The sequence below is a fragment of the Cellulosimicrobium sp. SL-1 genome (assembly GCF_011033075.1).
Classification (GTDB): domain Bacteria; phylum Actinomycetota; class Actinomycetes; order Actinomycetales; family Cellulomonadaceae; genus Cellulosimicrobium; species Cellulosimicrobium funkei.
In genome coordinates, this window is sequence record NZ_JAACJC010000003.1 from 139,961 (window position 1) to 155,577 (window position 15,617).

Sequence of the window (15,617 nt, forward strand, 5' to 3'; positions counted from 1 at the left end):
CGCGCGGCTGCCGAGGGCCCGCGCCGCCCCGGACGCGACGGACCCCCGGCTCGCCGAGGCGTGCCGAGGGTCCGTGGGGGAGGTCGTCGTCAGCAGTTCTGCGTGCCGTAGACCGCGACGTTCTGCGCCGAGGTCTGGAAGGTCTCGTCCGTCATGAGCGACGTGATCGAGGAGATGTCCGCGTTCGCCGGGTCGGCGACCGCGGTCTCGAGCGTGTCCGTGAGCTGGCGGAAGACGCCCGTGACGTTGTCCCAGTCGGTGCTGATCTCGGCCGGGGCCTCGGCTGCCTCGAGCGACGCCGTGAACGTCTCGAACTGCGTCACGGCGGCGGCCGGGTCGCTCGTGTCGATCGAGCTCAGGGTCGTCTGGGCGTCGAGCAGGGCGTCGTAGGCGGTGCAGAAGTCGCCCGACGCCTCGGTGTCGCCGGACTCCTCCTCGGTGGGCTCCTCGGACGGGGTGGTCTCCTCCTCGGCCGACGTGCTGGTCTCCTCCGCCGGCGTGGTCTCCGAGTCGGTGCTCGCGTCGTCGCCGGAGCCACCGCAGGCGGCCAGGCCGAGCACGAGGAGGGCGCTCGTCGCGAGGGCGGTCGTGGTCTTGGTGATCGTCAGTCGGGTGCGCATGACGCCCATGGTTTCCCACGGACGCGCGTCGCGCGCCCTCAAAACGTCGAAGTGGGGACCGCTCCCCATGTGGCCATCGCCACGGGGTGAAGTTCCGGCGCGTGCCGGTCAGCGCGCGCAGCCGGCCCGGAAGTACTCGGTGACCGCCCGGGACGACGACGTGAGCGCCGCCGTGTCGATCCGGCGCCCCACACGGTCGATCGCCCGCGACAGCTCGCCCGTGTCCCGCGTGCCGGTGGCCTCGACCTCGTCCGCGATCATCGTGAGGTAGGTCGTGACGACGGCCCAGTCGCGCGCGACCGCCACGGGCGGGGTGGCCCCGGCGAGCGTGTCGCGGGCGGTGGTGAACCCCTCGACGAGGGCCTCGGGGTGGTCGACCGTGAGGTTGACCTGCGCCTTGGCCGCCGCGCCCCACGCGACCTCCGCCTCCCGGCACGCCGGGTCGACGGCGCCCGCCCCCGGGTCCGTGCCGTCGTCGGGCGCGGTGGGGTCCGACGGGTCGGGGTCCGTGCCGTCGGCGGGTGCCGCGCCGTCGTCCGCGCCGTCCCCGGCACCCGGGGACGACGCCGCGGGGGCGGCGGGCGGGGGCGGTGCGGCGGCGGGTGCTGCGCCCGGGAGGGCAACGACGTCGAACGCCCCGCTCGCGACGACGGCGAGGCACAGCCCGGCGACGACGGCGAGGACCGCGGCGTGGGCCACGGCGCGCACCGGTGATTGCATGGCCCCTATGATGACGCCTCCCGCGGGCGCGAAGAACCCCGCGGGCCTGGTCGGCCGGCGGGGTCCTCGGGGTCGCCGCGGCGTCAGCCCATCGTGTTGACGATGAGGCCGATGTGGGTGAAGAAGTTCATCGCGCCGAACAGCAGGAACGCGACGCCGGACAGGCCCCAGGCCCACCCGATGACGACCCGCACGACGCGCCGCCCGGAGCGGACCGCGAACGGGAAGAGGATCGCGCCGACGCCCACGAGCGCGATGAGCCCGGACATGAAGATCGCCTCGACGAGCGGGTAGGCGGCGAACGCGCCGGAGATCGGCTCCTCCGGCGGCGCGGCGAAGAGCTGGTACGTCACGCCGGCGATCGCGATGGCGACGAGACCGAGGCCCATGCCGAGCACGAACACCGACACGGGGCGCGCGACGGCCTGCAGGTGCTCGGTGGCGTCGGCCCGCTCGAGCGCGGCGCGGCCGCGCGTCCAGAGGTAGAACGCGGCGGCGAGGAGCAGCACGCCGAACGCGAGGCTCGTCTCGCCGAAGATGATGTTGTCGAACGGGAAGCCGCCCGCGGCGAGCGGCCACGTGAGCGTCATGTGCAGTCCGGTCGCCGTGAGGATCGTGCCCAGCACGCCGAACGCGAGCGACCAGCCCTCCACGACGATCTTCCCGGGCGCCCGCAGCAGCTCGCGGCCGAGCATGACCAGCAGGATCAGCCCGGCGCCGACGGCGACGGACATCACGGTGTTGTAGGTGGGCATCTGTGCCCAGTCGATGACGAGCCCCTCGGCGGCGACCATCCTTCTCCACTCCTCGTTCGTTCCACGGGCCGCGCTCGCGGTCCGAGGGCGATAACCATACGCACGTATAGGTTATTCCTCACTACGATGGCCGCGTGGACGACGCTGCGGGTGCCCGGGACCGGTCGGCGACGAGCGGCGCGCGGGGCGCGCGCACCACGGTGCAGGGGCGCAGCGCGGAGCGACAGCGCGCGATGGTCGACGCCGCCGCGCACCTGCTCATCGACCAGGGCTTCGCCGCCGTGACCCACCGGCAGGTCGCCCGCGCCGCGGGCGTGCCGCAGGGGTCGGCGTCGTACTACTTCCCGACGAGCGCCTCGCTCGTCGCCGCCGCCGTCGAGTCCGCGGAGGACGTGCGCGCGACGGCCGCGCAGGAGCACGCCGACACCCTCGCCCACCGGCGTCGCTCGAGCGCCGCGACGGCGCGCGAGCTCATCGAGACGCTGTACGCCCCGCACGTGGACGACTCGGTGGTCGACGTGCGCCTCGACCCCATGCTCACGGCCATGCGGGACCCGGCGCTGCGGCCGATCATGCGCGCGTCGCGCCCGCGCCTGCTGGCGGCGGCACGTACGGTGCTCGACGCGTCGGGCCACGGGCACGTGACCGACACCGACCTCGTCGCGCACGTCGTGGACGCGGCGCTGCTCTCGGGGGCCGCCGCGGAGGACGGTCACGTGCTCGACCACGCGACGCGGACCGTCGCCCGCTTCCTCGACCACTGGCACTGACGGCGCAAACTTACTGACCAGTTACTTGGTTTCCGGTAGAGTGACGGCGCCCGGTCCGCCGACGCCGTGCCCGCACCCGCGGCGCCGCCGGGTGCCGTCGCCGCCGCCGTGGAAGGACCGTCCTTGAGCACCCTGCCCTACCTCGACCCCGCCGTGCCCGTGGCCGACCGCGTCGAGGACCTCCTCGCCCGCATGACGCTGCCCGAGAAGGTCGGACAGATGCTCCAGCTCGACGCGCGCGACGGCGTCGGCCCCGCGGTGCTGGAGAAGCACGCGGGCTCGCTGCTGCACACGTCGCCGGAGAACGTCCTCGCCGCGCACGAGCTCACCGGGCGGACGCGGCTGCGCATCCCCCTGCTGATCGCCGAGGACTGCATCCACGGCCACTCGTTCTGGGTCGGCGCGACGATCTTCCCCACGCAGCTCGGCATGGCCGCGACGTGGGACCCCGCGCTCGTGGAGCAGGTCGCGCGCGCGACCGCGGTCGAGGTCGCCGCGACCGGCGTCCACTGGACCTTCTCCCCCGTGCTCTGCATCGCCCGCGACCTGCGCTGGGGCCGCGTCGACGAGACGTTCGGCGAGGACCCGTTCCTCATCGGCGAGCTCGCGTCCGCGATGGTCCGCGGCTACCAGGGCGACGGGCTGTCCGACCCGACGGGCGTCCTCGCTACGGCGAAGCACTTCGCGGGCTACTCCGAGACGCAGGGCGGGCGCGACGCGAGCGAGGCCGACATCTCGCAGCGCAAGCTCCGGTCCTGGTTCCTGCCCCCGTTCGAGCGGGTCGCGCGCGAGGGCTGCGCCACGTTCATGCTCGGCTACCAGTCCATGGACGGCGTGCCCGTCACCGTGAACGGCTGGCTGCTCGACGACGTCCTGCGCGGCGAGTGGGGGTACACCGGCACGCTCGTCACCGACTGGGACAACGTGGGCCGCATGGTCTGGGAGCAGCACATCCAGCCCGACTACGTGCACGCGTCCGCCGCGGCCGTGCGCGCCGGCAACGACATGGTCATGACGACTCCGCGCTTCTTCGAGGGCGCGCTCGAGGCGGTGGACCGCGGCCTCGTCGAGGAGGCGGCGATCGACGCCGCCGTCCGGCGCATCCTCACGCTCAAGTTCCGCCTCGGCCTGTTCGAGGACCCGCGTCGCCCGGACGTCGCGCGCCAGCAGGCGGTCATCGCGTCGGCCGAGCACGCCGCGGTGAACCTCGAGGTCGCGCGCCGCTCCCTCGTGCTCCTCACCAACGACGGCACCCTCCCGTTCGCGGGCGGGCTCGACCACGACGCCGGGACGCCCGACGGCCGGGCCCTCGCCCCGGCCGGGGCGCCCGCCCGGAGGATCGCCGTCGTCGGCCCGAACGCGGACGACGACCACACGCAGCTCGGCGACTGGGCGGGCGCGTCGGGCCAGGCCGACTGGCTGCCCGACGGCCACCCGCGCGAGATGACGACGACCGTGCTCGACGGCTTCCGCGCGCTCGCCCCGGAGGGCTGGGCCGTGACCCACGCGCGCGGCGCCGACATCCTCACGCTCGCGCCCGACCCCGAGGGCGAGCTGTTCCCCGACGGGCAGCCGCGGCCGCAGGTCGTCGTCCCGGCCGCGCCCGACGACGCGCTGATCGCCGAGGCCGTCGCCGCCGCGCGCGACGCCGACCTCGCCGTCGCCGTGGTGGGCGACCGCATCGAGCTCGTGGGCGAGGGGCGCTCGACCGCGACGCTCGAGCTCGTCGGCGGCCAGGTCGCGCTGCTCGACGCCCTCGTCGCCACCGGCACCCCCGTGGTCGTGGTCGTCGTCGCGTCGAAGCCGCTCGTGCTGCCGCCGTCGGCGCACGCGGCGGCGGCGGTCGTCTGGGCGGCCAACCCCGGGATGCGCGGCGGCCAGGCCGTCGCCGAGCTCGTGCTCGGGCTGATCGAGCCCGAGGGCCGGCTCCCGATCTCGTTCGCACGCCACGCCGGCCAGCAGCCCACCTACTACAACGTGGTGCGCGGCCAGCACGGCGTCCGCTACGCCGACCTCACGCAGAGCCCCGCGTTCGCGTTCGGCGAGGGCCTGAGCTACACCAGCGTCGAGTACGCCGACCTGCGGGTGCTCGGCACGGAGCACGGGCCCGACGACGTCGTGCGCGCCGAGGTCACGCTGACGAACACCGGGTCGCGCCCGGTGCGCGAGACCGTCCAGGTCTACGTGAGCGACACCGTCACGTCGGTGACGTGGGCCGAGAAGGAGCTCAAGGCCTACAGCAAGGTGAACCTCGCGCCGGGCGAGTCGGCGACCGTCGGCCTCGAGGTGCCCGTGGCGGACTGCACGCTCGTCGACGCGCGCGGGCGCCGCGTCGTCGAGCCGGGCGCGTTCGAGCTGCGCGTCGGGCCGTCGTCGCGCGAGGACGCGCTCCTGCGCGCGTCGTTCACCGTCGCGGGCTAGTCCCGCGCACGACGGAGGGCGCCCGGGTCGACCCGGGCGCCCTCCGTCGTCTGCGGCGGCCGGGCCTCAGGCGCCCGTCGCGACGCGCTCCCGCTCGACGGCGGACTCCTCGCGGTCGACGCGCGCGGCCCGCAGCCGCGACATGATCACCGCGCCGAACGCGATGGCGGCCGCGACGACCGCGATCGCGATGCGCAGGACGTGGTTGGCGTCCTCGGGCACGCTCATGAGCACGACCGCGGGCGCGATGAGCACCGACACGAGGTTCATCACCTTGATGAGCGGGTTGATCGCCGGGCCGGCGGTGTCCTTGAACGGGTCGCCGACCGTGTCGCCGATGACGGTCGCGGCGTGCGCCTCCGAGCCCTTGCCCCCGTACGCGCCGTCCTCGACGATCTTCTTCGCGTTGTCCCACGCCCCGCCCGAGTTGGCGAGGAACACGGCCATGAGCACGCCCGCGCCGATCGCGCCCGCGAGGAAGCCGGCCAGCGGCCCGACGCCCAGGCCGAAGCCGACGGCGATGGGCGCGAACGCCGCGAGCAGGCCGGGGGTCGCGAGCTCGCGCAGCGAGTCGCGCGTGCAGATGTCGACGACCCGGCCGTACTCGGGGCGCTCCTGGAACGTCATGATCCCGGGGTGCTCGCGGAACTGGCGGCGCACCTCGAACACGATCGCCCCCGCCGCGCGCGTCACCGCGTCGATCGCGAGACCCGAGAAGAGGAAGACCGTCGCGGCACCGAGGATCACGCCCACGAGCGTGATGGGCGAGATGATCTGGTAGTCGAGCATCGCCGTGACGAGACCGCTCCCGACGCCCTGCACGTCCGCGAGCGCGTGGCTCACGGCGTCGGCGTACGACCCGAACAGGGCGGTCGCCGCGAGGACGGCCGTCGTGATCGCGATGCCCTTGGTGATCGCCTTCGTCGTGTTGCCCACCGCGTCGAGGTCCGTGAGGATCTGCGCGGCCTCCGCGTCGCCGTCGCCCGACTCGCCGACCGACATCTCGTAGATCCCCTGGGCGTTGTCGGAGACGGGACCGAACGTGTCCATCGCGACGATGACGCCGACCGTCGTCAGCAGCCCGCACCCGGCGAGGGCGACGAGGAACAGCGCGAGCCACACCGACCCGCCTGCGAGGAGGAACAGGCCGCAGATCGCCGCGGCGATCACGCCCGCCGTGTACACGGCCGACTCGAACCCGACCCCGATGCCGGACAGCACGACCGTCGCCGCGCCCGTGCGCGAGGTGGCCGCGACGTGCAGGGTGGGCTTCGACGTCGTGCCGGTGAAGTAGCCCGTGATCCACAGGATGATGCCCGCGAGGACGATCCCGATGACGACGGCGAGGCTCGCGACGACGCGCGGGTCGGCCGCGATCCCGGACAGCTCGCCGAGGTCGGCCGTGCCGTCGAGCGCGGCGAACGACGACGGCAGGTAGACGAACGCGGCGACGGCGGCGAGCACCGCGCCGATGAGCGCCGAGAGGTAGAACCCGCGGTAGATGGCCTTGAGGCCGTTCTCCTGGCCGCGCACGCGCGTGATGAACACGCCGAGCGCCGCGACGAGCGCGCCCAGTGCCGTCACGACGAGCGGGAACACCAGGCCCTCCTCGCCCATCGCAGCCTTGCCGAGGATGAGCGCCGCGACGAGCGTCACCGCGTACGACTCGAACAGGTCGGCCGCCATGCCCGCGCAGTCGCCGACGTTGTCGCCCACGTTGTCCGCGATGGTCGCGGCGTTGCGCGGGTCGTCCTCGGGGATGCCCTGCTCGACCTTGCCGACGAGGTCCGCGCCGACGTCCGCCGCCTTGGTGAAGATGCCGCCGCCGACGCGCATGAACATCGCGAGCAGCGCGGCGCCGAACCCGAAGCCCTCGAGCACCGCCGGGGCGTCGCCCTTGTAGACGAGCACGACGCCCGCGGCGCCGAGCAGGCCGAGGCCGACGACCGACATGCCGACGACGCCGCCCGTCCGGAACGCGATGCGCGCGCCCTCCGAGCGTCCGCCCGGCCGGGTCGCGGCCGACGCGACGCGCACGTTCGCGCGCACCGCGAGCCACATCCCGAGGTAGCCGATCGCGGCCGAGAAACCCGCGCCCACGAGGAACGCGACCGAGCGCCCCACGCGGATGCCGCCGTCGCCCGGCAGCAGGAACAGGAGTCCGAAGACGATCGCCGCGAACAGCGCGAGCGTGCGGAACTGGCGGCTCAGGTACGCGCCGGCGCCCTCCTGCACCGCCTGGGCGATGTCCTGCATCTTCGCCGTGCCCTCGTCCGCGGCGAGGACCTGTCTGCGCAGCACGACCGCGAAGGCGAGGGCCACGAGGGCGATCGCCGCGATGACCGCGACGATGGTGAGACTTTCCGTACCGAGCGTGAGCATCCGTCCTCCTTGACGAACCGCGCGACCGTCGCGCCGGTCCCCTGCCGGAGCGATGGGGGTGAGTCTACGCACGTGTGTCGTACGTCACGACCACTCGTGCAGGACGTCACGAGCGCGTCTTTCGCCCGACTCCGGCGCGCGGTCGGGTGAAAGTCAGGATGTGGCCCCAACCGAACTCTCGCGGCGGGCGTTGAGAGGGGCGACGGTGTTCACGACAGGCAGGGAGGCATGCGCGATGGCGCGTTGGGAAACGGTGCTGGACGAGATCGTCCGCACCCGGCGGAGGGCGCTCGTGGGGTACGCCTTCCTGCTCACGGGGCACGCCGCAGAGGCGGAGGACCTCGTCCAGGAAGCTCTGTTCCGGACCTTTCGCCGCGGGCGGGCGGCGACGGACTTCCAGCTCGCCGAGAGCTACGTCCGCCGGACGATCCTCACGGCGTACGTCGACGGGACCCGCCGTCGCAAGCGGTGGGACGGCGTGCGCCACCTCCTCGGCCCGCGCCCCGAGGTGGACGGGCCGGCCCTTCCCGAGGTGCGCCTCGACATCCTGGAGGCGCTGACCACGCTCTCGCCGCGGGAGCGCGCGTGCGTCGTCCTGCGGTACTTCAGCGACCTGCCCGTCCGCGACGTCGCCGCGCAGCTCGGGATCACCGAAGGGACCGCCAAGCGGTACCTCAGCGACGCGACCACCAAGCTCGCGGCCCGGCTCGGGCCGGTCCGAGCGACCGACGACGACGACCTGACCGTGAAGAACCTGCGAGGTGCGCGATGAACCGGCCCATCACCGACGAGCCCTTCGACCTCGAGCGGGCGCTGCGCTCCGCCGCGGACGCGGTGCAGCCCACGACCGACGACGCGGTCGCCGGTCAGCGCCTGCACAGCGCGGTACGGCGTGTCCGCCGCCGCCGCGCCGGGCTCGTCGGTACTGCCGCCGCTCTCGTGCTGGTCCTCGGCGGCGTCGGTGTCACGGCGGCGTGGGACCGCAGCCCGGAGCCCCTCATGCCCGCGCCCGCCCCGAGCCCCGACCCGACAGGGACGCCGACGCCGACGGACCCCGCTCCGACGCCCTCGATCGAGCTCCCCGCGCCCGTGACGACGGAGCAGCTCCGGTGCGGGAACCCGGCACCGGCCGCGACGGGTCCCGACCTGCTCGCCACCGTCTCCGTCGAGACCTCCCGTCCCACGGTCCGCTCGACCATGCTCGTGGACGTCGCTGCGACGCTTCGGGTCACGGACGGGGCGGACGTGACCGTGCTCGATCCCGCAGCGCGCGCCGGGTACGTCCTCGTCCAGGACGGGATCGTCGTCTCCAGCACCTCGGCGCTGCCCCGCGTCCCGGACGACCGCGTGCCGACGAGCCTGACGAGCGGGTCGGAGGTGCCGCTCACCATCGCCGTCGACTCGCTCGCGGCCTGCCCCCCGCTGGGCACGGTCGAGTCCCTTTCGCTCCTGCCGGGCGAGTACGAGCTCGCCGTCATCGTGCCCTGGACGGTGTCCTCCGCGACGACGGAGCCGGGCGCCGAGACGCCGGGCGCGGCGGGCGTCGACCCGCTGTTCGACGGCTGGCTGGTCTCCGCGACCGTGCCGTTCGTCGTCGAACCCGCGGGCGAGGAGGAGACGGAGCCCGAGGGTCCCGACGGCCTCGAGCACGCGGCCGACGGGCCGACCAGGGCGTTCCCGGCCGGCCCCACCTCCGCCGACCTGGAGTGCGGTATGCCCGCGCCCGCGCCGTCCACCTCGCTCCTGGCGTACCTCGCGCTGCCCGGCAACATCGAGGTCGGGACGACCAGTCCCCGGAGCACGGGTTCGATGCTCTACGGGGACTCTCTCGCCCGGGCCGAAGCCACCTTCCCGGCCGCGGCGAACGCCTACGTCGTGCTGCGCGACGGGACGATCGTCAGCTCCACGAGGTCGAGCTCGCGCATGGCGGCCGACCTCCGGACGATGGTCGACGGGACCGAGACGCCGGTGCCGTTCGAGTACTCCGCCGAGATCCACTGTGGCGACGGCGCCGCCACGGGTCAGATGCTGACTCCCGGCACGTACACCTATCAGGGGCTCCTGCCCTGGACCATCACGTCGTACAGCCTGCTCCAGAAGGACGGCTCGTGGGGCGCCACGCAGACGGCCGGAGGTGCACCGCTCTTCCAGGGCTGGCTGGTGTCGGAGCAGGCGACGTTCGTCGTCCGGTGAGAACCGGCGGTCCGACTCGTCCCCATGGTCGGCGACGGGCGTCCGGCGACGGAGCGGGGTCGCCCGCTCCGTCGCCGGGCGGGCGCGACGGCGCGGCCGTCCGGCCTCACGGACGGCGCGCGTCGGCGTCCACTGCGAGGCGCGCGACGGCGTCGGGCCGGGTGAGCGGGTAGAGGTGGCCTTCCCCCGCGAGCCCGACCCGCGGGACCCCGAGCCGGTCCGACAGCTCGCGCTGCGCGCGCAGGAACCGGGCGCTCGCCCGCAGCCCGGTGACGAGCAGCGGCTCGGCGCCCGCGGGCAGACGGCGGCCGTCGTCGAGCAGGTCGCGCACGCGCGGCGCCTGCTCCCAGCTCGCGAACCACTGGTGGGCGAGCAGCGTCCACGCCTCGCGCGAGCCGTAGCGGGCGTGCGCGACGTCGTGCGGGAGGCGGTCCGGGGCGCGCGTGACGACCCGGACGCCCACGCGGCGCAGGGTCGCGCCCGTCACGGCGAGCCCGGTCGCGAGCACGCCCGCCGCCGCGGTGCCGGCCCGGGCCGTGACCCGTCCCGTGTGCAGGGCCGGGAGATGGGCCTCCCACGGGCTCGTCGGGTCGAGGAGCACGAGCCGGCGGACCTCGTCCGGGTGCCGCAGCGCCCACTCGATCGCGGTGAGTCCGCCGACGGAGTGCCCCACGAGGTCCACGGGCCGCGACCCGTCGACGCCCAGGCCCTCCCGCACCACGTCGACCGGTCCCGTCACGGGCACGCGCCACGCGTCGAGGACGCGGACGTCGTCGGTGCCGGACGCGGTGCCGAGGGCGCGCGCGAGCGGGGCGAAGTCCTCGGGCGTGAGCGCCAGGCCCGGCAGGACGACCCAGGTCATGCGGACTCCCTCTCTCGCGGTGCGCGACCACCCTACGGAGCGCTCCTGGGCGTGCGTAGGGTGGAGCCTGTGTCGACGCCCAGCACCCCCGTGACCGACCCGACCCTCCACGACCGCGCCCTCGCCCACGCGCACGACCTCGCGACGTTCGTCGAGGCGTCCCCGTCGTCGTACCACGCGGCGCACGAGGTCGCGCGCCGGCTCGAGGCCGTCGGCTTCGAGCGCCTGGACGAGACCGCGGCCTGGCCGTCGGTGACCGAGGGCGACGGGCCCGCGGGCGGGCGGTACGTCGTCGTGCGCGACGGCGCGGTGATCGCCTGGGCCGTGCCCGCGGGCGCGACGGCGACCACGCCGTTCGCGATCCTCGGCGCCCACACCGACTCGCCCGGCTTCAAGCTCAAGCCGCGCCCGAGCGTCGGCCGCGAGGGCTGGTGGCAGGCGGGCGTGGAGATCTACGGCGGCCCGCTGCTCAACTCGTGGCTCGACCGCGAGCTCGAGCTCGCCGGTCGCCTCGTCACGGCCGACGGCGAGGAGCACCTCGTGCGCACGGGCCCCCTGCTGCGCATCCCGCAGCTCGCGATCCACCTCGACCGCGCCGCGAACGACGGGCTCACGCTCGACAAGCAGCAGCACACGCAGCCCGTGTGGGGCCTCGCGTCGGCGTCGGGTCCGGCCGGGTCCGACGTCGCGGGCGCGCCGCACGGGACGAGCGGCGGGGACGTGCTCGCCGAGCTCGCGCACCACGCGGGCGTGCGGGCGAGCGAGGTCGCCGGGTACGACGTCGTGGTCGCCGACACCCAGTCGCCCCGCGTGTTCGGCGCGCACGACGCGTTCCTCGCGTCCGGGCGGCTCGACAACCTGCTGTCGGTGCACGCCGGTCTCGTCGCGCTGCTCGAGGTCGCGGGCACGCCCGACCGGCCCGTCGAGGGCGCTGCGATCCCCGTGCTCGCCGCGTTCGACCACGAGGAGATCGGGTCGGAGTCGCGCTCCGGCGCGTCCGGCCCGTTCCTCGCGGACGTGCTCGCCCGGGTCGCGGCCGGCCTCGGCGCGACGGACGAGGAGCGGCACCGCCAGCTCGCGGGGTCGCTGTGCGTGTCCAGCGACGTCGGCCACTCGGTGCACCCCAACTACCCGGAGCGGCACGACCCCGCGAACCGTCCCCTCGCCGGTGGCGGGCCGATCCTCAAGATCAACGCGAACCAGCGCTACACGACCGACGCGCACGGCGCCGCGGCGTGGGCGCGCGCCTGCGCCCGGGCCGGGGTGCCGAGCCAGGAGTTCGTCTCGAAGAACACCGTGCCCTGCGGTTCGACCATCGGGCCGCTCACCGCGACCCGCCTCGGCATCCGCACGGTCGACGTCGGGGTCCCCATCCTCTCGATGCACTCCGCGCGCGAGCTCACCGCCGTCGTGGACCCGTGGTACCTCTCGCGTGCGGTGCTCAAGATCTTCCAAGGCTGAGTCTCCCGCCCACCCCACCGGCCGAGCAGGCGGTTCTGGTTCGTCCTGGGCGCGGGACGGACCAAGACCGCCTGGTCGGGCAGCCGCGATCGCCTGGTCGCGCCCGTCAGGGGCGCTCGGCGCGGGCGCGGACGCCGCGCAGCATCTTCTGCGTCATGAGGAAGCTCACCGGCTGCACCGCCTCGACGACCGCGCGGCCCGCGGCGCCCAGCGGCAGATACCGCTCGCGGACGAGCAGGCGCGACCGCGGGGTGCCGTCCGACCCCGGCGGCAGCGGTCGCACGACGAACGCCCACGAGAACCGGAACGGCATGGTGTCCGGCTGCCCTGGCCCCGGCGCGCCGAGCAGCACGAGGTGAGAGCCCGGCTCGAGCGCCGCGACCCGGAGGACGGCCTCGTCGGCCAGGTGGACGTCGTCGCCCACGGCGAGGCCCTGCCAGCGCTCCTCGATCGACTCCGCGCTGCGGATGCCCAGGCCGACCAGGTTCTCGAGCGCGTCGTAGGAGTAGAAGCCGCCGCGCCCCTGACCGAGCTGGACGAGCCACGGCCAGACGTCGGCCGGCGGCGCGCCGACCGTCACGGCCCGCGTCGCGACGACGGCGCGCGCGTCGGGGACGAGGTCGTCGCCGGGGAGCACGCACTCGTGCTCGCCCTCCCAGGTGCCCCACGTCTGGGTCATGCGCCGGGTGAGCAGGAGCGCCCCGGCGGCGAGCGCCGTCGTCGTCAGGACCCGGATCCCACGCCACGCTGCCATGCGTCGATCGTCGGCCGTGCGCCCCTCCCCGCGCGAGGGCCGGAGGTCCCGAGCGCGGCCCTCGGCCGAACCGTGGGCCCGAGGTGGGACACTCGGAGACGTGCTGCACGCCCCCACCACCTCCCCGCGACCGACGAGCGCGACGCTGCTCGACGTGCTGCGCGCGGGCGGACGGCGCGACGAGCGGCTGCGGCACGTGCGCGAGCTGCCCGCGCGCCCCGGCACCCAGGGCGAGTGGCCCGCGTGGGCCGACGCGTCGCTCGTCGCCGGGTACCGCGCGCTCGGCGTGGAGCGCCCCTGGGAGCACCAGGTCGAGGCGGCCGACGCCGCGTGGTCGGGCCGGCACGTCGCGCTCGCGACCTCCACGGGCTCGGGCAAGTCGCTCGCGTTCTGGCTCCCGGCGCTCACGGCCGTGCGCGCCGACGCCGCGGCGCGCGTGCTCGACCCCGGCCGCATCGAGTCGGTCGCACGGCGCGGCGCCGTGCTCTACCTCTCGCCCACGAAGGCGCTCGCGGCCGACCAGCTCTCCGGGCTCCAGCGCCTCCTCGACGCCGCCGGGACGCGCGACGTGCGGGTCGCGACGTGCGACGGCGACACCGGGCAGGACGAGCGCCGGTGGGTGCGCGAGCACGCCGACGTCGTGCTCACCAACCCGGACTTCCTGCACTTCGCGCTCCTGCCGCACCACCGCGGCTGGACGCGGCTGCTGCGGGACCTGCGGTACGTCGTCGTGGACGAGGGGCACGCCTACCGGGGGGTGTTCGGCGCGCACGTCTCCCTCGTCCTGCGGCGCCTGCGCCGGCTCGCGGCGCACTACGCGCGCGAGGGCGACCGGCCTCCGGCGTTCGTCGTCGCGTCGGCGACGACCGCCGACCCGGCGACGAGCGCGGCACGGCTCGTCGGCGTCGAGCCCGACGACGTCGTGACCGTCGCGCGCGACACCTCCCCCGCGGGGCGCAAGACGTTCGCCCTGTGGGAGCCGCCCGTCGTGGTGGGCTTCGAGGCGTCCGCGGACGACGGGCCCGCGGAGGGCCACGACGACGACCCGGCGGTCGCGACGCCCGCCGAGGGGCCGGAGCACCCCCGCCGCAGCGCCACCGCCGAGACGGCCGACCTGCTCGCCGACCTCGTCATCGCGGGCGCCCGCACGCTCGCGTTCACGCGCTCGCGCCGCGGCGCGGAGTCCGTCGCGGTCCAGACGCAGGACAGCGTGCGCGTCGTCGACCCCCGGCTCGTGCGCCGCGTCGCCGCCTACCGCGGCGGCTACCTGCCCGAGGAGAGGCGTGAGCTCGAGGACGCGGTGCGCACCGGCGACGTGCTCGGCCTCGCGACGACCAACGCGCTCGAGCTGGGCGTCGACATCTCGGGGCTCGACGCCGTCCTCATCGCCGGCTGGCCCGGCACCCGCATGTCGGTCTGGCAGCAGGCGGGCCGCGCCGGGAGGGCGGGCGCCGACGGCCTCGTCGCGTTCGTCGCGCGCGAGGACCCGCTCGACACGTTCCTCGTGCACCACCCCGAGGCGGTGTTCGACGCGCCGCTCGAGGCGACCGTGTTCGACCCCGCGAACCCCTACGTCCTCGCGCCGCACCTGTGCGCGGCGGCGGCGGAGGTCCCGCTGCGCTCCGAGGACCTCGCCGCGTTCGGCGTGCCCGACGTCGTGCGCGGCCTGCTCGACGTGCTCGTCGCGCGCGGCGCCCTGCGCCGCCGGGCGTCCGGCTGGTACTGGACGCACGCGCAGCCCGCGTCGGGCATGACCGACCTGCGCGGCTCCGGCGGCGCGCCCGTCCGGGTCGCCGAGGCGCGCACCGGCCGGCTGCTCGGGACCGTCGACGCCGCCTCCGCGGACGGCTCCGTGCACGACGGCGCCGTGTACGTCCACCAGGGCCGCACCTACGTCGTCGAGCACCTCGACCTCGCGGACCACGTCGCGCTCGTGCGTCGGCAGGACGTCGACCACGGCACGTGGTCCCGGTCGACCACGTCCATCACGATCGTCGACGAGCCCACGGACGGGGACGTCGCGACGGGCCGCGAGGTCGTCGAGCGCAGCTGGGGTCCGGTCGGCTGGGGCTACGGCCCGGTCGACGTGTGCTCCCAGGTGGTGAGCTTCCAGCGCCGCCGCCTCCTCGACATGCAGGTCCTCGGCACGGAGACCCTCGATCTTCCCGAGCGCACGCTGCCGACGATGGCCGTCTGGTGGACCGTCCCCGCCTCCGTGATCGAGGAGGCGGGCGTCGACGCCGACGAGCTGCCCGGTGCGCTGCACGCCGCCGAGCACGCGTCGATCGGTCTGCTCCCCCTCCTCGCGACGTGCGACCGCTGGGACCTCGGCGGCGTGTCGACCGCGCTGCACGCCGACACCGGCGAGGCCACCGTGTTCGTCCACGACGCCTACCCCGGCGGGGCCGGCTTCGCCGAGCGCGGGTTCGAGCTCGGCGCGACCTGGCTCCGCGCGACGCGCGACGCCATCGCCCGCTGCCCGTGCCACGACGGCTGCCCGGCGTGCGTGCAGTCGCCCAAGTGCGGGTCGTACAACGCCCCGCTCGAGAAGGCCGCCGCCGTCCGGCTGCTCGACGCCGTGCTGGCGTATGCCCCGGCCGCCGCGACCGAGGCCGACACCGACGCCGATGCCGCGGGGCGGACCGCAGGTCTCCCGCGATAGGGCACGGCACCTCCGCA

12 protein-coding genes are annotated in these 15,617 nt (G+C 75.1%); 6 read left to right on the forward strand and 6 right to left on the reverse strand.

The window, feature by feature from the left end; genetic code table 11:
• Window positions 1–89 precede the first annotated feature (89 nt).
• The 3 genes from GWJ10_RS05310 to GWJ10_RS05320 form a co-directional block, all read right to left on the reverse strand.
• Entirely contained in the window at window positions 90–620 is a 531-nt protein-coding gene (locus tag GWJ10_RS05310) for a hypothetical protein (RefSeq protein WP_143310993.1), read from the reverse strand.
• 108 nt (window positions 621–728) lie between these two features.
• Complete coding sequence (locus GWJ10_RS05315; protein WP_163185843.1) at window positions 729–1,340, reverse strand: hypothetical protein; 612 nt, start codon at window positions 1,338–1,340, stop codon at window positions 729–731.
• 83 nt (window positions 1,341–1,423) lie between these two features.
• Window positions 1,424–2,134, reverse strand: a complete 711-nt coding sequence (locus GWJ10_RS05320) for a DUF981 family protein (RefSeq protein WP_021482095.1) — start codon at window positions 2,132–2,134, stop codon at window positions 1,424–1,426.
• Between the two features lie 95 nt (window positions 2,135–2,229).
• Here GWJ10_RS05320 and GWJ10_RS05325 point away from each other — a divergent pair, with 95 nt between their 5' ends.
• Complete coding sequence (locus GWJ10_RS05325; RefSeq protein ID WP_163185844.1) at window positions 2,230–2,865, forward strand: TetR family transcriptional regulator; 636 nt, start codon at window positions 2,230–2,232, stop codon at window positions 2,863–2,865.
• Window positions 2,866–2,988: 123 nt separating this feature from the next.
• Window positions 2,989–5,286: a glycoside hydrolase family 3 N-terminal domain-containing protein gene (locus tag GWJ10_RS05330; protein ID WP_241005678.1), complete on the forward strand. Its 2,298-nt coding sequence runs from the start codon at window positions 2,989–2,991 to the stop codon at window positions 5,284–5,286.
• Window positions 5,287–5,352: 66 nt separating this feature from the next.
• Here the strand turns inward: GWJ10_RS05330 and GWJ10_RS05335 are convergent, their stop codons facing one another.
• On the reverse strand, window positions 5,353–7,668 hold the full coding sequence (locus GWJ10_RS05335; RefSeq protein ID WP_163185845.1) for a sodium-translocating pyrophosphatase: 2,316 nt from the start codon (window positions 7,666–7,668) through the stop codon (window positions 5,353–5,355).
• Window positions 7,669–7,720: 52 nt separating this feature from the next.
• Between GWJ10_RS05335 and GWJ10_RS05340 the strand changes: the two genes are divergently transcribed.
• Window positions 7,721–8,440: a sigma-70 family RNA polymerase sigma factor gene (locus tag GWJ10_RS05340; protein WP_163185846.1), complete on the forward strand. Its 720-nt coding sequence runs from the start codon at window positions 7,721–7,723 to the stop codon at window positions 8,438–8,440.
• Entirely contained in the window at window positions 8,437–9,861 is a 1,425-nt protein-coding gene (locus GWJ10_RS05345; protein ID WP_163185847.1) for a hypothetical protein, read from the forward strand. Before GWJ10_RS05340 ends, GWJ10_RS05345 begins: the two co-directional genes overlap by 4 nt.
• Window positions 9,862–9,967: 106 nt before the next feature.
• Here the strand turns inward: GWJ10_RS05345 and GWJ10_RS19770 are convergent, their stop codons facing one another.
• Window positions 9,968–10,723, reverse strand: a complete 756-nt coding sequence (locus GWJ10_RS19770) for an alpha/beta hydrolase (RefSeq protein ID WP_240949205.1) — start codon at window positions 10,721–10,723, stop codon at window positions 9,968–9,970.
• A gap of 90 nt (window positions 10,724–10,813) precedes the next feature.
• On the opposite strand from GWJ10_RS19770, the gene GWJ10_RS05355 reads away from it, so the two are divergent.
• Window positions 10,814–12,184 carry a M18 family aminopeptidase gene (locus GWJ10_RS05355; protein WP_076403446.1) on the forward strand — a complete coding sequence of 457 codons (1,371 nt, stop codon included), beginning with the start codon at window positions 10,814–10,816 and terminating at the stop codon, window positions 12,182–12,184.
• 106 nt (window positions 12,185–12,290) lie between these two features.
• Here GWJ10_RS05355 and GWJ10_RS05360 read toward each other — a convergent pair whose 3' ends face one another.
• Window positions 12,291–12,938 carry a hypothetical protein gene (locus tag GWJ10_RS05360; protein WP_076403448.1) on the reverse strand — a complete coding sequence of 216 codons (648 nt, stop codon included), beginning with the start codon at window positions 12,936–12,938 and terminating at the stop codon, window positions 12,291–12,293.
• A gap of 100 nt (window positions 12,939–13,038) precedes the next feature.
• Here GWJ10_RS05360 and GWJ10_RS05365 point away from each other — a divergent pair, with 100 nt between their 5' ends.
• Window positions 13,039–15,600 (forward strand): DEAD/DEAH box helicase, encoded by a 2,562-nt coding sequence (locus GWJ10_RS05365; RefSeq protein ID WP_241005679.1) that lies wholly within the window; start codon window positions 13,039–13,041, stop codon window positions 15,598–15,600.
• Window positions 15,601–15,617 lie beyond the last annotated feature (17 nt).